The 19,087-nt window shown below is 63.0% G+C and carries 14 protein-coding genes; 11 read left to right on the plus strand and 3 right to left on the minus strand.

Features of this window, described 5'->3' with window-relative positions:
• Nucleotides 1-381: 381 nt before the first annotated feature.
• On the minus strand, nucleotides 382-834 hold the full coding sequence (locus FE782_RS11960) for a DUF2621 family protein (protein ID WP_138194315.1): 453 nt from the start codon (nucleotides 832-834) through the stop codon (nucleotides 382-384).
• Between the two features lie 151 nt (nucleotides 835-985).
• Between FE782_RS11960 and FE782_RS11965 the strand changes: the two genes are divergently transcribed.
• From FE782_RS11965 to FE782_RS12000, 8 genes are all read left to right on the plus strand, one after another.
• Entirely contained in the window at nucleotides 986-2,116 is a 1,131-nt protein-coding gene (locus FE782_RS11965) for a deoxyribonuclease IV (RefSeq protein WP_138194316.1), read from the plus strand.
• A gap of 65 nt (nucleotides 2,117-2,181) precedes the next feature.
• The gene (gene purU, locus FE782_RS11970; RefSeq protein WP_138194428.1) at nucleotides 2,182-3,072 is read left to right on the plus strand and encodes a formyltetrahydrofolate deformylase; all 891 of its coding nucleotides are present in this window, start codon (nucleotides 2,182-2,184) and stop codon (nucleotides 3,070-3,072) included.
• A gap of 144 nt (nucleotides 3,073-3,216) precedes the next feature.
• Nucleotides 3,217-7,053 carry an MBL fold metallo-hydrolase gene (locus FE782_RS11975; RefSeq protein WP_138194317.1) on the plus strand — a complete coding sequence of 1,279 codons (3,837 nt, stop codon included), beginning with the start codon at nucleotides 3,217-3,219 and terminating at the stop codon, nucleotides 7,051-7,053.
• A gap of 144 nt (nucleotides 7,054-7,197) precedes the next feature.
• On the plus strand, nucleotides 7,198-8,799 hold the full coding sequence (locus tag FE782_RS11980; RefSeq protein ID WP_138194318.1) for a PP2C family protein-serine/threonine phosphatase: 1,602 nt from the start codon (nucleotides 7,198-7,200) through the stop codon (nucleotides 8,797-8,799).
• Nucleotides 8,792-10,405, plus strand: coding sequence for a PP2C family protein-serine/threonine phosphatase (locus tag FE782_RS11985; protein ID WP_138194319.1), 1,614 nt, complete (start codon nucleotides 8,792-8,794; stop codon nucleotides 10,403-10,405). Before FE782_RS11980 ends, FE782_RS11985 begins: the two co-directional genes overlap by 8 nt.
• Entirely contained in the window at nucleotides 10,392-12,134 is a 1,743-nt protein-coding gene (locus tag FE782_RS11990; RefSeq protein ID WP_138194320.1) for an AfsR/SARP family transcriptional regulator, read from the plus strand. The genes FE782_RS11985 and FE782_RS11990 overlap by 14 nt, the downstream gene beginning before the upstream one ends.
• Before the next feature lie 57 nt (nucleotides 12,135-12,191).
• Nucleotides 12,192-12,635 (plus strand): ATP-binding protein, encoded by a 444-nt coding sequence (locus FE782_RS11995; RefSeq protein ID WP_138194321.1) that lies wholly within the window; start codon nucleotides 12,192-12,194, stop codon nucleotides 12,633-12,635.
• Entirely contained in the window at nucleotides 12,632-12,997 is a 366-nt protein-coding gene (locus tag FE782_RS12000; RefSeq protein ID WP_138194322.1) for an STAS domain-containing protein, read from the plus strand. Before FE782_RS11995 ends, FE782_RS12000 begins: the two co-directional genes overlap by 4 nt.
• A gap of 17 nt (nucleotides 12,998-13,014) precedes the next feature.
• Here FE782_RS12000 and FE782_RS12005 read toward each other — a convergent pair whose 3' ends face one another.
• Entirely contained in the window at nucleotides 13,015-14,178 is a 1,164-nt protein-coding gene (locus FE782_RS12005; protein WP_138194323.1) for an acyltransferase family protein, read from the minus strand.
• Nucleotides 14,179-14,303: 125 nt separating this feature from the next.
• A complete protein-coding gene (locus FE782_RS12010) occupies nucleotides 14,304-15,905 on the minus strand; it encodes a PucR family transcriptional regulator (protein WP_138194324.1) in 1,602 nt (533 codons plus the stop codon).
• Nucleotides 15,906-16,179: 274 nt separating this feature from the next.
• On the opposite strand from FE782_RS12010, the gene FE782_RS12015 reads away from it, so the two are divergent.
• Genes FE782_RS12015 through FE782_RS12025 form a run of 3 tightly spaced genes read left to right on the plus strand, consistent with a single transcriptional unit; the run spans nucleotide 16,180 to nucleotide 19,083 of the window.
• A complete protein-coding gene (locus tag FE782_RS12015) occupies nucleotides 16,180-16,878 on the plus strand; it encodes an NAD(P)H-dependent oxidoreductase (RefSeq protein ID WP_138194325.1) in 699 nt (232 codons plus the stop codon).
• 34 nt (nucleotides 16,879-16,912) lie between these two features.
• Nucleotides 16,913-17,728, plus strand: a complete 816-nt coding sequence (locus FE782_RS12020; protein WP_238392448.1) for a creatininase family protein — start codon at nucleotides 16,913-16,915, stop codon at nucleotides 17,726-17,728.
• Between the two features lie 23 nt (nucleotides 17,729-17,751).
• On the plus strand, nucleotides 17,752-19,083 hold the full coding sequence (locus FE782_RS12025) for an FAD-binding oxidoreductase (protein WP_138194326.1): 1,332 nt from the start codon (nucleotides 17,752-17,754) through the stop codon (nucleotides 19,081-19,083).
• Nucleotides 19,084-19,087 lie beyond the last annotated feature (4 nt).

Consider the following 19,087-nt stretch of genomic DNA (forward strand, 5'->3'; position numbering starts at 1 on the left):
GGCGAAGGAAGCGTGGCGGAAGGCGGCGGACGACTGGCGAGTGCACCACGAGTGTGCAGTATGTGCACCGACCTTGTGCAGAATGTTGCTTAGTGATGGTGCAAAATGGCGAAGGAAGCGTGGCGGAAGGCGGCGGATGACGGGCAAATGCACCACGAGTGTGCTAAATGTGCACCGACCTTGTGCAGAATGTGCTTAGTGATGGTGCAAAATGGCGAAGGAAGCGTGGCGTGAGGCGGCGGACGACGGGCGAGTGCACCACGAGTGTGCAGTATGTGAACCGACGTTGTGCGGAGAGTGCTGAGCCATTGTGCAATTCGAGAGGGGAAGCGAGGCGGCGGGCGGCATACCGGCGCAACCCAACAAAAAAAGCCGCGCCTCTCAGGCACGGCTTTCCGCTTCCGCTTGTCCCTCCAGCATCGGGAGGTAGCGCTCGTAATCGATTCCCGCGTCGTCCAGAAACTTGCGCAGAAATTTATAGTCCCGCCGCGGCGTGGCGAGGATGTACCCCTCGACGCACAGCTCCTTCGTGACCTCCGGCGCGCCGCGCTCGAGCGCAAGCTGGCCGATGCGCGCCGCGATCGAATGCTTCGCGATGTCGCGGAACGCCGCCGGCACCGGGTCGACGAGCTGCGAGAGGAACGCCTTGCTCTCTTCCGTCCACAAGTGGCGCGACGCTTCGACCCAATGGTTTTGCCAGTCGAGGGTCGACTTCCCGTCCTGCTTCGGCAGCACCTTCAAAAATTTTCGAAACATAAAAAAACCGCCAATGGCCATAAACCCGACCATAATAAACACCCAAAAAAAGATCATCCACGCCATCCATTGGGGCATGTCACGCTCACCTCTATCGAAAATGGTACCATCTCCCGCGAACCGAGGCAAGGGAGCCGCTCCCAAGCGGTTCCAAAGCGGCTCGAAATCAAGTACAATAGTAGAGATTGTCTATCTATCGGAAGTAACAGCCGAAAGGAGTTTATTATAAATGGCGAAGAAGATCGGATCGCATGTGTCCTTTTCGGACAAGCAGTTGGTCAATGCCGCGAACGAAGCCGTCAGCTACGGCTCCAGCACGTTCATGATTTACACGGGGGCGCCGCAAAACACGCGACGCAAGCCGCTGGAAGAGAAACACATCGAAGAGGGCCGAGGCATTATGCAAGCGCACGGCATCGACGAAATCGTCGTTCATGCGCCGTACATCATCAACCTGGGCTCCTACAAGGGGAATACGTTCGACCTGGCGGTAGACTTCCTGCAGGAGGAAATTCGCCGCACGCATACGCTCGGCGTGAAAAACATCGTGTTACACCCAGGGGCTTATACGGAAAAGGATCTTGACTATGGCATCGCGCGCATCGCCGAAGGACTGAACGAGGTGCTGAAGGGTACCTCCGAGACGGACGTGAAGATCGCGCTCGAGACGATGGCCGGCAAGGGAACGGAAATCGGCCGCACGTTCGAGGAGATCGCGCGCATCATGGAGGCCGTCGAGGATAACGACCGGCTGACGGTATGCTTCGACACCTGCCACGTGCACGACGCCGGCTACGACATCGTGAACGATCTGGACGGCGTGCTCGAGCAGTTCGACAAGACGGTCGGGCTGAACAAGCTCGCGGTCCTTCACTTGAACGACAGCAAAAATCCGCGCGGCGCCGGCAAGGACCGCCACGCGCCGGTCGGCGCGGGCTGGATCGGCTTCGAGGCGATGAAGCGAATCGTCGACCACGAGAAGCTGCAGCATCTGCCGATGATTCTTGAGACGCCTTGGATCGGCAAGGACGACGCGACGCAGCGGCCGATGTACGAAGCCGAGATCGCGCTCTTGCGAGGCGACCATCGCGAGCGGTTCGGCGACGAATTCCTCGAGCACGTCGAGAAGCTCGGCGCGTTCTTCGGCGAGAAGGACGTGCATCATCGGAATTTCATCGTCAGCACGTGGGACACGCTCAAGTCCGACGCGAAGGCGAAGAAAGCCGACCCGCGCGAGCCGATGGACCGGTTGTACGATATGGTTCTCGAGGACAAGCTGTTCGCGAATTTGACCGAAGAGCAGATCAACCACCGCCTGACGGCGTGGCTCGCGGGCGTCGACGTCGCGAAGCTGGCGTAACGATGCGCCGCCTCGCGCGGACGACAAGAAGCAGATAGAAACAGAAGGAGCAAGACGCCGTTATGATGATCCCATTGCAAACCCCGAAGAAAGTCGTCAGTCCCGACCGCGGGCGCATGCTGATCGCGTGCCCCGACGGTCCGGGCATCGTCGCCACCGTCTCGAAGTTTCTGTTCGAGCACGGCGCGAATATCGTGCAGTCCGACCAATATTCCGCCGATCCGGAAGGCGGCATGTTTTTCATGCGCGTCGAATTCGACCTCGAAGGTCTAGCCGGCCGGCTGAGCGAGTTGGAATCCGACTTCGCGCCGATCGCGGAGAAGTTCCGGATGGATTGCCGCTTCTTCCTCGCTTCCGTGAAGAAGCGGGTCGCCGTGTTCGTCTCGAAGGAAGACCATTGCCTGCTCGAGCTGCTGTGGTCGTGGCAGTCGGGCGACCTGTACGCCGACATCGCCGTCGTCGTCAGCAACCACCCCGACATGAAGCGGCTCGTCGATCCGTTCGGCATTCCGTACGTGCACATTCCGGTGACGCCGGACACGAAGCCGGAGGCGGAACGCCGCCAGGTCGAGGCGGTCGAGCGCTACGGCGCCGACATGATCGTGCTCGCCCGGTACATGCAGATCGTCTCGCCGAAGTTCATCGACGTGTACCGCAACCGAATTATCAATATCCATCATTCGTTCTTGCCGGCGTTCATCGGCGGCAATCCGTATCGTCAAGCGCACGGCCGGGGCGTGAAGATCATCGGCGCGACCGCGCACTACGTAACGGAGGAGCTCGACGGCGGTCCGATCATCGAGCAGGACGTGCAGCGCGTGACGCATCGAGACAACGTCGAGGACCTGAAGCGCATCGGCCGCATGATCGAGCGCACCGTGCTCGCCCGCGCCGTGAAGTGGCATCTCGAGGATCGCATTCTCGTGCACGAGAATAAGACGGTCGTATTTAATTAAATCGGCAGGAAGCTACAGCCGCGAGAAGGAAGCGTTCGTCTTCCCTGTCTTGCGGCTTTTTCTTTTGTAAGAAATTCGTAAGAACGCTCCTTCTATAATGTCGGTGTCGGAATCCGACGAACAACGACATTGGAGGGTGGAGCTTTGATACGGAACACGATGCGCGGCTTTATTCATGTAGTGATGGTTTGTGCGCTGCTGCTTGGAGGGATGACCTTGCCCGGTCAAGCGTTCGGGAGCGCCGATCCGGGAGAGGGAGAGGGGGGGCTCCGGGATCTCGGCGATTCCTATGCCCGCTCCGAAATATTGCGACTGTTCGACGAGGGGATCCTATCCGGCTATGAAGACGGCACGTTCCGTCCGACGCGATCGATCACCCGCGCGGAATTGTCGAAGATGCTATCGCTCGGCATGGCGCTTCCAGAGGACCGGGAGGCGTCGGCGCGCTTCGAAGATGTGCCGGCGGACAGCTGGTATGCCGGATTTGTAGGGGCGTTGTCCGCCGCCGGCGTCGTGCAGGGGACGGGGCCGGCTCGGTTTTCCCCGGAAGAGCCGGTCACAAGAGAGCAGTTGGTCGTCTTCTTCATCCGCGCGATGGGGCTTGTATCCATAGCCGAAGCGCAGCCGGCCGTCGCGGAGCTCTCCGATTTCGACCTCGTGTCGGACTGGGCGAAACCGCATGTCGCCCTTGCTTACCGAATCGGGTTTATGAACGGCATCGAGAACGGCGACGGCACCGTTCGCTTCGATCCCGCAGGGAAAGCCGAGCGACAGGCGTTGGCAAGGCTGGCATTCGAGTTCAAATATAACGGCGAAGCGTATCGACAGAAAGCCAAGGAACTCGAGTCGGCGGAGGAAGCGTCGACGCCGCAGCCGACGCCGACGCCTGCGCCCGCACCCGCAGCCGCACCGTCCCCCGCTCCCGTTCCTAGCGCCGGAGGGGGAGGGGGAGGAGGCGTTCCGCACGAACCGGCGATCAACGTCACGGGCCGAACGCTCGACAACTTCACGATTACCGATGGAGGCAGGACGTATGGACCCGCGACGGGCTCCGTCGCGGTTACCGGGACGTTGACCGTCGACCCCGGATCGCAGGGGGAAGTGACGCTTCGGAACGTTACGGCGGCCAATCTGGTCGTCTTGTCCGGCTCCTCCGACTCGATCGTACTGAACGGAGTGAAGGTAACCGGGACGCTTCGCGTCGACGTCTCCCGACAGAGTAGTCCGGTTCGCATCGAGACGAATACAGGTACGGAGATTGCGAAGACGGAGGTCCGCTCCAAGGCCATCTTGGAAAATAAAAACGGTTCGTTAGGAAGCATCGAGGTGAAGGAGAGCGCATCGGAGCAAACGGTCGTCGTTCGGGGGACGGTCGACGCCGACATCGCCGTCTTCGCGGAAGGGGCCGTCATCCAACTGGACAAGGACGCGATTGCGAACAAGATTCAGTTCCACTCCAAGGCGACGCTCTCTTTCCGAAGCGGAGCGTCCGTCGGCACGATCGTCGCGAACGCCGACATCGTCCTCGAAGGCGATCCCGGCGAACTGGCGATCGTCGCCGGCGACGGCGCGCGGATCGATACCGGGAAGCTGGAGCCTGCGGCGCTGGATGGGTTCCGGCGGACGGCCGCGAACAATGTCGTTGCGGCAGCGCGGAAGCTTCCTGCCATCGCGGAGATCGGTCCCGAGCATGAGCCGTTGCTGGCGGAGGCCAAGGGCTTGCTGAACGCGGCGCTTCAGCTCGGCGCGGCCGCGGAGGAGATGAACGAAGACGGGGATTGGACCGGCGCCATCGAACGGGGCATAGCGAAGCTTCGGCATCTGGAGGAATTGAAGGCCGCAAGCGCCGGGTTGGCCATCGGCTTCCAGGACGGGGATTCCGAAGCGTCCGTGACGAAATCGTTGGTCTTGCCCGTCGTCGGTTCGAACGGCATCGCGATCGCGTGGACGCCCGACCGACCCGACGTCATCGGCGTAACCGGAAGCGTCTATCGGCCCGTCGCGACCAACGGCGATGCCTTGGTTTCGTTGACCGCCCGTCTAAGCAAAGGGGATGCCGCGCTGACGAAAATATTCAATGTCACCGTGAAGGCGCTGCCGTCCGCGGCGCAGGGCGTGACGCTGGAATATTTGGGGCATTCGAGCTTCGCGTTGGAAGCTTCGGGGAAGAAGATATTGATCGATCCGTGGACGCCGCGGTTGTTCGACTTGCCTGTCTATGAGCTGTCTAACGAAGCGGACATTACGCTAATCACGATGAGCCACGATCACGAGGACCACAACTACCTCGGCGCGGCGCCCACCGCGGCCGGCGCGGACCAAGTGTTCCGGGGAGTCGTCGTATCGAATCCGGATGAACTGCCTTGGGAGTGGGAATACGCCCTCAATCCTATAGCCGCCGATCATGGGGACTTCGCGATCAGCAACGTGAACGTGCCTCATTTCCGAAGCGACATGAATCTCGGCAAGATCGGCGCGAACGCAGCTTTCATCTATGAAGTCGCCGGATTGCGAATCGTTCACCTCGGCGACGGGATGGGACCTGTGTTCGACGGGTTTACGGATCGAACGATGGTGGATGCGCTTCAAGGGGAGCGCGGGATCGACGTCTTGATGATCCCGGTCGGAGATTCCATGGGCGGGCCGATTCCGGCGGATAAGGTCGTCCAGGCCATTCGGACGCTGCAACCGAACATCGTCGTTCCGATGCACCCCTGGTCGCATCGAGATGTATTTATAGAAGGCGCGAAAACGGAATTCCCCGTGCTCGTGCAGCCGGCAGCCGTGAATTTGACCGGGCAGTCGCTGCCGGACGATACCGTCGTATGGGATATGGCCGCAAGAGCGGAACTTGCTCCCGCAACCGACTTGAAGGTTACGGCGAATCACGGTTCTTCGGTCGAGCTTGCATTCGCGTTGCCGGCCCTGCCCGAGGATGCGGTCGTCGAGCTGGAACAGTCGGAGGACGGCGGGAAAAGCTGGAGCAAGTCGTCCCTATCGGCCCCGTTGAACGCGGCGTCCGCATCGGCGGTCGCGAACGGCTTGAACGCAGAGAAGACGTACTTCCTCCGGCTGGTCACGATTCAAGGATCGTATGCGGTGCATTCCAATACGGTCAATACCGCCCCTTCGGACGAACGAATTATTGCCGATCTTCTCGGCAAGCTCGGCTTTCATCAAGAGCGGAAGGCGGTAGTCGCAGGGTCCGATATTGCGAGGTCGGATTTCTACCATTACTCGAAGCTCGAATTGTATATCGGGAATAGCGACCCGAACGAGGCGTTCGGCCTGGAGACATACTCGGCCGAGGTAACCGGGAACGTCGCGAAGGGAGCGGCCGTCATCGAAGGGATCGGCGATTGGTTCGGAAGCGGCGTCTGGTATCGGCTGTCGGACTCCGAAGGGGCGGGAACCGTCTGGATGCAAGACGGCACCTTGTCCTACGCCCCTCCGAACGACGAAATGATGAACGGAGAATTTACCGTCCTCGGTCATGAAGGCAAAGTGAGAATCATCAACGGCCAAGGGGAATGGAACAGCGTGAACGGGTACAAAGCCGTCATTGCGGTCAACGACGGGCCGGAACGGGAGGTTGCGCTGCAACGGGATGCGAATACGGACATCGAGATCGAAGGCGGTTTATCCCCTGGGGATGTCGTGAAAGTGGGCCTCGTGAACCTCCACGGGAATCAGAGCGCGTACGCATCCGCAACCGTTCCGTTCGGGCCGACGGCGGGGACGGATGAAGGACAATTCGAGCTGCTGGTCGACAGCGGAAGCGTTCGGATTCAGAACGCCTTCGGGAACGTTATGTACGTTTATATTTCGAAAAACGGCGCCGCGCCGGAGGCGACCCGTATCGAGATCGGCAATCCGGAGATCCCGGTTCCGGGCGGCTTGAGCTCGGGCGACGTCATCCGGGTCGCCTACAAGTCGATGTTCAATACGAGCGTGTTCTCCGATCCCGTCACGGTACTTTGACGGTAGAAGCGGAATGAATGGAAAGCGCACCTGCAGCGGCGATGCCCGATGCAGGTGCGCTTTCGTTCGTTATGGAAGGAATATGCCGGAATAGCGCGAATATAGTTCTTAAGAATTACGTTCGTGCGAAGGGGAGTCCGCTTCATGAACCGATCCCTGATTCGATTTTACTATGCGGCCGCCATTCTTGCCGTCGTGTGCATGAACGGCTATAACGTCGGAATCGATCGATCGTCGTTGGAGCATATTTTCCGATTCGATTTCTATTTCGTCTCGGGAACGATGCTGCTGTTTACGATCGCGCTCCATCGGTATACGACGGTCCGGCTCGAGCCCGTCAAGCAGACATTGTTCCGGGAGCGGCGCGGCGAGGACGCCGCGCGGCTGGCGTTCGATCGGCTGACGAGGTTCCCCGGCGAGGTGTTCCGCTTCGTCGCGCTGGCCGGCGCGCTCGGTTCCGCGGCGTACCACGGACTCGAGGTGTACGGGTTCCGCATTCGCCCGTTCGACGAACTGGTCCTTCGTCATCTTGCGGTCGAGCAGGCGTTCGCGTGGACGCTGGCGTTCGTATATATGTCGGTCGCTCGCTGGCTGCTGCGGCCGTATTTCCGCTTCTACCGCGGAGCGCGAGCGTCGACGGCTCCCCCGCGCTCGTTCGTCCGCCTTTGGACGGGGGCGTTCGCGGCCGGGTTGTTTTTCATCGCGATTCCGCAGCTGTGGTTCATCCGGAACATGACGCTCCGGGGAGAACAGCCGACCGCCTTGGCGACGATCGGAATCGCGCTCTTCGCGATGGCGATCGCCAGCGCGGTCATGTTTCTGCTGTTCTTCTACTTGCGCAGGGAACTCCGCACCCTCTCCGCATCGATGCGCGCGCTGCCGGGCGCGGTCGAGCGCCGTCCCCGCGCGCTGCCGTCGACGGTCCGGGACGAGATCGGGGAGCTGGCGCAAGCGATCGGCGAGCTGCACGCGAAAGCCGCCAAAGCCCGCGAGGAGCAACGCGAAGACTTGGCGTTGGCGGCTTCGCTGCAGCGGATGCTGCTCCCCGCGGAGCGCTGCGAGGCGGACGGGCTTCGCATCCGGTGCCGCCTGCAGTCCGCGAAGGCGGTCGGCGGCACCTTCTACGATTATATGACGCTGCCCGACGGGCGCATCGCGTTGGCGCTCGGCGAGGTGTCGAGCGCGGGCGCCTCGGGCGCGCTGATGATGACCGCGGCCGTCATGCTGCTGCGGACGGAGCTTCGCGCCGGCGGTTCGCCGGGCGAAGTGTTGACGAGGCTGAACGCTTCGATGCACGACACGGCCGGCGGCGATCCGCTCGTCTCCCTCGGCCTCGTCGTTCTGGATCCGAGCGACGGAACGGCCAAGTACGCGGGAGCGGGGCAAACCGCCCCCCTTCGATGGGATCGCGGCTCGATCGAGCCCGTCCCGTCGGGCGGACTGCCGATCGGCGCGCTGCCGGATACGGCATACGTCGAAGGAGAGTGGACGATGCGGCCGGGACAACGGCTTATCCTTTACAACGGCGGCGTGGCGGAACGATTTCGCGCGGACGGACAGGAGAACGGCTTCGCGGCGTTCCGCGACTTCGCGCGGACGCTCCCCGCCGGCGGCGACCCGGAGGAATCGTTGGACCGGATCTGGGCGTTCGGAGGAGCGGAGGCCGGGAATCGCGACGCGGACCGGGCGCTGCTGATCGCGGAGGCGGTGGTCGTCCCGGCGAAGGAGGAACGGCGTTATGCGTAAGCTGAAGCTGCGGCTGCTGGCCAAGCTCGCGGCCGTCTTCGCCTTGGCCGTCGCGGTCGGCACGGCGATGCTGACGGTCGACAACGTGTTCTTGAACCATATTCCGCTCCGGCGGCTGCTCGAATTCAATATCCCGGCCATCCTTGCCGGGGACCTCCTCATCCTGATCGTCTTGTCGGTCTTCTCGTACCGCTGGATCGGGTCAGGGGACGATCCGGAAGACCTTCGTCTGCGGCTCATGCGGCTGCCCGGGAAGATGCTGTCGGGACTCTTGCTTCTGTCGATCGCCCTGTCGGTATTGTACGATGTCGTGAGCATCCGACGGAGAGGCGGATCGTTGATGGAACTGACCGCATCCGATTGGGCCGACCTGGCAGGCTCGTTCGTCAGCGAGATGACGGTCGCTCTCGTGATCGGCACGCTGCAGTACGCTCTCTCCCGAAGGGCGGTGCGGCCGGCGCTTCTGTCCCTGGGGACGAAGGAGTCGCGTCCGGCTCCGCTCGCCGGCCTTCTGCTTCCGATGAGCGTCGCGACGCTCAGCTGCTTCTTCGTCGTGTCCACGGCAGGGTTCGAGTATTTGTACGGGACGTCGTCCCGGCCGATCGAGATCGGCAATATCGCGGTCGCGGCGGCGATTCGACTTGCGTTCGGCATGATGGTGTTTTACCTCTTGGTCGCGGAAATTCGCCAGGACATCCGGACGGCGTCGGCCGAGGTGAAGGCGCTGCAGCGGGGCGGAGGCGCCTTCGCGCATCGTCCGATTCCGGTCGTGTCCGGCGACGAATTCGGGGAATTGGCCGAAGCGTTCAACCGGCTGCAGCGCCATATGGGCAGGTCGTACGAGGAGACGAGGCAGGAGCTTCGTCTCGCCTATCAGGTGCAGAAGAGCTTGCTGCCGGCGGCGGCGCGAAGCCGCGGCGGACTCGAGCTGGCGGCGTTGTCCGAGCCGAGCCGGGAGGTCGGCGGCGATCTGTTCGATCTCGTCGACCGGCCGGACGGCGGACTCGTCGTCATGATCGGGGACGTGTCCGGCAAGGGGGTGTCCGCATCGATGCTGATGACGGCGACGCTCGCTCTGTTTCGGAAGGAAGCGCGCGCCGCGGACTCCCCGGCGGAGCTCCTGCGGCGGCTGAACGCGGCGATCGCGGAGACGCTGCAGGGGCGCATGTACGTCACGATGGGCGTCGGGTTCTGGGATGCGGCGGCATCGACCTGGCGGTACGCATCGGCCGGGCACGTCACGCCGATGCTCGTACGGGGGCGTCGGGCCGAGGAAGCGAAGGCGCTGCCGTCGCTGCCGCTCGGGATCGATGACGAGGAGGACTATGCGGAGACGGTCGAGCGGCTGGAAGCGGGCGACGCGCTGCTGCTCTACACGGACGGCATCGTGGAGGCGACCGCCGAGGACGGCGAGCTGTTCGGCTTCGCCCGGCTGGAACGGGCGTTGGAGCGAATCCCGGAGGGGGACACCGCCGAGCGGGCGCTTCGGCGTCTGCTCGAGCTGCTGCCGCCGTCCGGCCAAGGGGCGTACGACGACGATCGGACGCTGCTGCTGCTTCGAGTTCCCGCGGCCGGAGAGGAGGAGGATCGCGTTGCGGGCTTATGACGAATTGTTCGCGATGGAATGCACCATCGCGGACAACGCCGGCGATTGGCCGGAGGAAGCGGCGGTCCCGCCGCCTGCGGAATGGCTGGCGCAATCGCCGGCCGTCGCCGCCGCCTACGCGAGGCGTCTCGCGCGGGACGGCCGATTCGGGGAGGCGAAGCCGCTTCTCGCTTTCGCGGTGCGGGGCTTCGCCCGGTCGGGCGCGGCGGGAGCGCTCCGGGCGGGCATCGCCTGGCTCGTCGACGTCGGCTTGCATCTGGGGGACGTCGCGGAAGCGGAGACGGGGCTGCGATTTTTGCAGGAGGAGACGGAGCTTCCGGACGACGGCGGCGACAGCCGCCCGGACGTCTCGTTCGCGCTGGGCAGAGGCGGCTTCCTGCTCGGCCTCTCCGTCGAGGAGCGGCTGCGGCGCTTCGAGGAAGCGGCGATCGGCTTCGCCGGGGCGGACCGGAGGGAGCGGGCGCTGGCGGCCGCATTCGAATGGAAGCGCCTGTCGGACGCGGCGGAGATGCCGGTCGAAGCGGGGGCTTCGATCGTTCGAACGATGCGCCAGAAGGCGGCGTGGCATCCGGCGTACCTGCCGCACGCGAAGCTGCTCGAGGCCGGTCCCGGCGCTGCCGCCCAGGAGGAGGCGTTCGGCGCATGCGCCTACTATCGGGCGCTGGCCGAGGCGCTGCGGCTGCGACTGACGCTGCCGACGCTCGGGGACGCGGAGCTGGATCGCGAGGCGGAGCGGGCGGAAGTAGCTCGGCGCGACCGGTTCCCCGGCGACCTCGAGCTGCAGGCCGAGGGGCTGCTGCGGGCTGCGTCGAGGCACGCCCGCGCGGGACGCGACGCGGAAGCGAGGGCGGCGCTTGCGGAAGTCGAGGCGCTGCTGCCGCTCGGGCTGCCGCCGGAGTACCGCCGCGCGATCGCTCGCGCGGCCGCGCTCGTCGAGGGGGCGAAGGCGGCGCCTCGGGAAGGCGCCCCGGTGCGCGTGCGCTGCTTCGGGGAGCTCGAGCTGGAACGTGCGGGGGAGCCGATCGCGGCGCCGCGCTGGAGGCGGAAGAAGGCGCAGGAGCTGTTCCTCTTGCTGCTGCTTCGTCCCGGTCACGCGATGCCGAAGGAGCATGCGATCGACGCGCTGTTCGGCAGCGACGCGGAACCCGACAAAGCGGCGAATCAGCTGTACGTGGCGATTCACGAAATCCGGCGCGCGCTGAAGGAGTCGCTCGGCTGGAGCGAGGGCGCCGCGCTTCGGGACGGCGTCGTGTCGCTGCCGGAGGCGTCGATCGAAGAGGTCGACGCGGAGAAGTACGTTACGCTGGTGCGCGTGGCCGATCGGCTGCAGCAGGATCAGCCGGAACTGTCCGAAGAGCTGTACGAGACGGCGGCCGAGTTATACGGTCCGCTCTTGCCCAATAAGCCTTACCTCGAATGGCTGGACCGGCGGCGCGACGAGCTCGAACGGCTGCAAAGCCGCGTGCTGGAGCGGCTGTATCGCGCGGCGCTTCGCCGCTCGGACCTAGCGCGGGCCGAGCGGTACGCGAGGGCGTGGTCGGAGCTGGATCCGCATCGGGAGGAAGCGCTGCAGGCGTTGTTGAAGCTGCTGACGGACGCCGGGCGGAGGTCGGAGGCGGCGAGTCTATACGAAGCGTTCGAACGCCGGCTGCGGGACGAGCTCGGCGCGAAGCCGTCGCCGGAGACGAGACGGCTGCTCGGGGCATCCATTTCTGTAAGGAAAATGTAAGCGAGCTTGGATACACTTAAAGAAACACGACCGGATCTAGAGGAAGACGGTGATCGGATGACGGAGCTGACCGGCGGCGAAGTCCGCCGAACGTGGCGGTACCCTAGCCGCTACGGGGAAGAGAAGCGGGTGCTGGCCGACCTGAAGACGTTGTCCCCCGGCTGCGGCATTCCGGCCGATCGCGCAGAGGATATGGCCAGCGCCGTGGCGGAGGCGTGCCTCAACGCGGCGGAGCACGGCAACGGCATGAATCCGGAGCGGTGGGTGCTCGTAGAGTTCGAGTACGCGGGCGGCGAGGCGCGGTGCCGCGTATACGACGAAGGCCCCGGGGCCGACGAAGCGAAGCTCGCGAAGCGGACCGCGCCCGCGAACGAAGGCAGCGAACGCGGGTGGGGCATTCTGCTCATGTCGGAGCTGGCGGACAGGGTGGAGCATTTTCGAGAGGAACGCGGGTTTTGCACGGCATTGACTTTCAAATTTCGGAAGGAGGACGGACGATGAACCGCGATTGCCGCGCTACGCTGCGGGAAACGCAGCATTATACGGCGCTGACGCTGCACGGGGACCTGACGAAGCAAGCCGAGGAGACGCTGCTCGGCTTGCGGTCTTGGCAGGAGGGGCTCGACGGCGGGAAAACGAACCTCGTCATCGACTTCGCCGATGTCCCCTATATTAACAGCGCAGGCATCGCCCTGCTGATTCGGATCGTCCGCTCGGGCTTGAAGGCGGGGTACCGCACGTTCGCATTCGGGGTAAGCGGGCATTATCAGAAGCTGTTCCGCATGGTCGGGTTAACCGAATATATGGCGATATACCCAAGCGAATACGCCATAGCGGAACGGATCGAGCAAGACCGCGGATGACGAACGGACGTCGGCATTCATAAGATTCGATCGGCCCCCGGAACGCGGCGCAGCAGCCATGCCGCGGCGAAGCAGAGCGGAATCGAGGCGGCGGCGACGAGCGCGAACTTCAGCGCCGGATGGAGCGGGACGCCGACGAGCGTCAGGCTGGCCGCCACGACGATAAGCGGGTGAATGACGTACGCGCCGAAGGCCGCGTCGTTCCGGGCGCGCTGCAGGGCGGTCGGCGGCTTGTCGCGAAGCGCGAATCGGCGCAGCAGGTACAGGATGATGCCGAAGCCGACGAACGGCTCCCACATGGCGTAGACGAACGCTTGCGCGTTCATGCCGCCGGCGAACGTCATGTTGCCTTCCAGCGCGCCGGTCGCGACGAGCGCGATCGGCAGGACGGGGATCGCCGCCAGCGAGACGATCGACCATCGGCGCGTCAACGCCGGGTCGAGCCGGTCGAGCCATCCGGACCGCTTCGCGGCGATGCCGGCGGCGAAGAGCGCGACGTACATCGGGAAGTAGCCGAGCTGCATGCCCAAGACGTCGGTTCCCGTCGGGTAGACGAGCCGGACGGCGAAGGCGATCAAGCCGAGGCCGACGGCGGCGGCGAGCAGCGCGCGGTCGCTCGGAGCGGGGAGGGACGCCGTCGCGGCGACGCTTTCGGCGGCTGCGACCCTGGCGCCGGCGCTGCGGCTGCGGCGGGCGGCGAAGAGGCGCCAACCCGCGTAAAGAATCGCGAAATAGAGCAGCGTCTCGACGAACCAGAGCGGCCCGAAGTGGTCGGAGCGGAAGGAGAGCACTTCCGCTCGATAATAGGCGCCGAAGCGATCGTACCCGGTGCGGCCGGCGATGAACTCGACGAGCGGACCGAGGGCGAAGTGGAACGCCGCGAGCGGAACGCCGAGCCGAACGAACCGATCGGCCAGGAAGCGCGCCGGGCCCTTGCGGTCGTAAGACGACGGGGTGAAATAGCCGGATAGGAAAAAGAAAAGTCCCATGAAAAACGATTGATTGACGGCGGTGAACATCGTCAGCAGCACCATCGAGACGGTGATTTCCGTCTTGTCGACGTCTTCGAAATACCAGGAGCCGCCGGCTCCGTACGCGATCGCCGCATGATGGGCGATGACGAGCATGGTCAGAAACGCGCGAAGCCGATCCAAATAGTACATTCGAGGTGTTGCGTTCATAGCGGCGGGTCATCCTCCAAGTCGGGTGCGAAGGTAAAATTGTCCAACGGTTAGTATATAGCAAACCGTCTCGGATCGCATCATCGTTTCGCACGCGTCGAACGCTCGAATCGTTCGAGGAACCGTCAAGCGTTATAATCGTTCGTCGTCATTAAGCGCTTGAACATGAACAGCAGCTTCAGCTTCAACAAATCCCCCATTTTCCTCAAGTCCAGCCCCAGCAGCTCGCTCATCTTCTCCAATCGGTACAACACCGTGTTCCGATGAATGAACATTTGCTTGGCGACCTCGTTGATTTGCCCTTCATTGGCGAAATAACATTCCAACGTGCTCAGCATGTACGTCCGGTACTCTTCGTCCTTCGATTGGAGCGGGCGCAGCACGTTGTCGCAGTATCGCTTCATGATGTCGTTGGGAATGTACCGAAACACATAGGACAGCTCCAGGTTGGCGAATGGGACGACCGGAGAGTGGAAGGAGAGCGCGTCCGCGATTTTCTTCGCTTCCGTGCATTCCTCGTACGCTTCCAACAGCTCGGGCAGCTCGAGCTTGACCTTGCTCACGTAGCTTCGCAAGGGGTCGCCGGCCAGCGTCCTGTGGATGTCGTCGAAGCTCTTCACGACGAGATTCATGAACGCCTCCCCGGAGCTCGCGCCGTCGTTCATCTGAAACACGGACAGCAAGCGGTCGCGGAACAGGACGTGCTGCCGCGATTCCAACGTTCCCAGATGCAAGTGGTATTTGATTTCCCTGCGAAAATCTTGGAATCGATCGCGGACGGACTCCGCAGACGGATCCGCGGACGGGATGGTGACCACGCACACGAACGGGCCGACGGGTCCGGGCGATCCGATCGTCTTCGCTTGTTCCTGGAACGTATCCCTCGGCATTTGCCGCTGCACGTACCGTTCGATCAGCGTCCCCCATTGGTAGCTGGCGATCGTCTGTTGATCGTCGTCGAGGCGGCTCATGTGATGGGATAAAATTTCGGCAGCCTGATGCAGCAGCCCCTCTTCTTCCTGAAGGGCGTCCGGATCGTCGGACATGACCAGCAAGAAACCGTAGCAGTCGGCTTCCTTCGTCAGCGGAATGCGGCTCGTCCAGCCCCGCTCGCTCTCGATCCGACTCAGCTTCGGAGGCCAAGGCCAAGACGCGAGCAATTCCGCCTCGGGCCATCCGCTCGCATTCAATAAGATTTGCCCCCGCGCGTTCACGACGGCGAGCGGGCGCGCCAGAATGTCGGCGACCTTCTGGAACGGATCGGCGAAGCTTTGCGTCTGCAGCGCGAAACGGACGAGCTGCTTCTGCTTCTCGAGCGCGTCGTGGAGCTTCTCGGTGCTGCGTTGAAACTCCGCGTGGAAGAGGGCGTTCATCTGGTCGGAGAAGGTAAATTCGTAAGGCAGCTCCAGAATCGGAAAATGCATGCGGTCGGCCTCTTCCAGGACGATATCCGGAATCGCCGACCAATATCGGCCGAGCTTGACGCCGATCCCCGCCGCTCCTCGTTCGTCCAGCTTCCGCAGCATCTGAAGAAAGCTGTCCGGCGTATCCTTGATGGCGAAGGCGGTCGTAAACAGCATCTCCCCGGATTTGATCCAATCGAAGACGTCGGGGGCGTCCATCGTGTTGAGCGACGTGATGATTCGTCCGATCCCCTTCGAACCGGCCACGAGCTTGGCCTTCGACAAGGGATAGATGGTTAGGGCTTCCTCGACCGTTAAGCGCATGCTCCCGTCTCCCTCCCATAGAAATTCACTATATTAAAGAAATATAAATCTACTTCTAAGGTTTGGTCAAATACATGTAAGGTAATATAACATAAATCTAGTCTTGTTTATGCCAATATAAGGGTAAATGGATATAACTGGAGTACATTTTTGGTTAATATCTAAAAAACCATCCCTTTCCTTATGGTGTATTCCAAAGTTGTGTAAGGTATGTTGACTCATTTTCCTGAGGGGGACTACACTGGGAAGCAAGGAAAGGAGGCGGGCAACGCCGATGACGAACCTGCTGGTAGTGTACTACAGTGCTTACGGCCACGTGTTTCGAATGGCGGAGGCTTGCGCCGCCGGCGCGGAAGCCGCCGGAGCGACGGTGCGGACGGTTCGCATCCCCGAGATGGAATCGCCGAACGACCGGACGCCTTATTTGGATAAACCGAACCCGGGCGAAGCGTTGAGCGCGCTGCAGCGGCGATTCAAAACCGACGAACGCTTTCGGAAATACGAAGAGGCGCTTACGCTCCAACGACAGATCCCGATCGCGACCAACGACGATCTGCGCTGGGCCGACGGCGTCGTATGGGGGTTCCCGACGTATTACGGCATGATGCCGGCCCAAGTGAAGCTGTTCCTGGAGTTCGCGGGGGAAGTATCCGCCGAGGGCGCCCTCGAAGGGAAGCCCGCCGGCGTCTTCACGAGCGCAGGCTCGATTCATACCGGTCACGAAGCGACGATTCTGACCTCGATCGTGCCGCTGCTGCATTTCGGCATGATTTTCGTAGGGCTGCCGTATTCCGAAAACCCCGAGTTTCTTACGGCGGACGCGATCGGCGGTTCTCCCTACGGCGCCTCCACCTTGGCGGGGCCGGACAGCTCGCTGACGCCGGACGCCAGAGAACTGACGATCGTTTCCCGGTTAGGCGGGCGAGTGGCGAGCGTCGCTGACGCGTTGAAGGCGCGAGGGTTCATAGATTAAACATGCGTTAGCTTATTTAAGGAGGAAGAAATCGATGTCTACGAAAATGACGCGTTACGCAGGCAAGGCGTGGGACGCCTGCTTCTTGCCGCGCCTCAGCCGACTCGAGGTGCAGCGGCTGCCGAAGGAAGAAACGCTCGTCGTGCTGCCGGTCGGCGCGACGGAGCAGCACGGACCGCATCTGCCGTCCTTCACCGACACGTTGATCGGCGAGGCGCTGCTCACGGAGGCGTTCGAGCGGCTGCCGGAGGACGCCGGCGTGTGGCTGCTGCCCCCGATTCCGTTCGGGAAGAGCACCGAGCACGCCGAGCATCCGGGGACGATCACTTTCTCCGCGGAGACGCTCATGAAGGTGCTGCTCGACGTCGGCCGCAGCTTGAGCCGGGCCGGATTTCCGAGGCTTCTCTTATTCAATACGCACGGGGGCAACGCGGACCTGCTGAACATGATGGCGCGGGAAATTCGGATCGATTGCGGTCTTACGGTGTTCCGCATGGATGCGGGCGGCCTCAAGATGGGCGAAGGCGTCATCGAGGAGGAGGAACGGCGCATCGGGCTCCACGGGGGCGACTTGGAAACTTCGCTGGTCTTAGGCATTAAGAGTTCTTGGGTCCATATGGAGCTTGCGCCGCATGAAGTGCCGAACTTCCCGGGCGGATATCTCGATCTGAAGAATAAAGCGTACGGCTGGGTCATGTCCGATCTGTCCGCGAGCGGCATTACGGGAGACGCGAGCATCGCGACCGAGGGGAAGGGCGAGCTGCTGTTGACGCAAGGCGGGCAGATGATCGCCGAGGCGCTGCTCGAGATGGCGGCCTTCGACATGAAGAGCATCCGCTCCCGCGACTAGCGTACACGAAAGGAGCGAGCGGCATGGCGACGGAATGGCGGAAGGAAGCCGTCGACGTCCTGGGCGAAGAGCGGTTCCTGCTCGATCCGGCGTCGCGCGAGAAGCTGTCGAAGGATTATTACTGGTATTCGCCGGTGCTCGAGCCGCTGCTGCGGGAGAAGCTGGCGGACGGCGTCGCGGCGCCGACGGACGAACGGGAGCTTGCGGCGGCGCTCGCCTTCGCGTACCGGCATCGGCTGCCGATCACCGTACGCGGCGCGGGGACGGGCAATTACGGTCAAGCGGTTCCGCTCGAGGGCGGCATCGTGCTCGACGTCAGCGGACTGAACCGCGTGCTCGAGATCGGTCCCGGGTATGCGCGAGTCCAATGCGGCGTCCGCATGGGCGCGTTGGAGAAGCGGGCGAGGGAGCAGGGGCAGGAGCTGCGCATCTACCCGAGCACGTACGCGAAGGCGACGATCGGCGGCTTCGTCTGCGGCGGGTCGGGCGGCATCGGTTCGATCTCCTGGGGCAATCTGTGGGACGGCAACGTGCTCGAAGCGATCGTTTACACGCTGGAGGAACGGCCGCGAAGGCTGACGGTGCACGGAGCCGACTTACTGCCCTATATACACAACTATGGGACGACGGGCGTCGTGACGGAGCTGGTCATCCCGCTCGCGCCGCGCGTAGAGTGGGCGCAATCGGTCGTCTCGTTCGAAAGCTTCGACGACGCGTTAGCCGTATCCGAAGCGCTCGCCGGGGACGATTCGATCCGCAAGCGGCTCGTGTCCGCGGTGGAATGGCCGATCCCCGCCTTCTTCAAGCCGCTCGCGAAGGCGTTCCGGCAAGGAGCCGCCGCCTTGCTGCTGGAGACGGAGGACGGTTCGCTGGAAGCGGTGAGCGCCCTGGCGGCGGCCCGCGGCGGCGCGATCGAGCATGTCATTCCGCCGGAGCGGTACCGGCAGGGGATCGGGCTGTCGGATTTCACATGGAACCATACGACGTTGTGGGCGCTGAAGACGGAGCCTTCCATCACGTATTTGCAGGCGGACTTTTCGTTAGGGAAGGTTGCCGAGCAAGCGCGCCGGCTGAAGGCGGAGTTCGGGGACGAGGTGCTGCTTCACCTCGAATGGATTCGCGTCTCCGGCGAGCTCGTCCCGACCGCGCTGCCGCTCGTAAGGTACACGGATGCGAGCCGGTTATACGAGATCGTCGCGTTCTGCGAATCGATCGGCGTCGTCATATACGATCCGCACACTTGGATCTTGGAAGACGGCGGCCGAGGAGAGGCGAACGTCATGCAGCGGAAGAAGCGGGAGAACGACCCGTTAGGGTTACTGAATCCGGGGAAGCTCCGGACGGAAGGAGCGTAAGGCG

The organism is Paenibacillus antri (genome assembly GCF_005765165.1).
GTDB lineage: Bacteria > Bacillota > Bacilli > Paenibacillales > YIM-B00363 > Paenibacillus_AE > Paenibacillus_AE antri.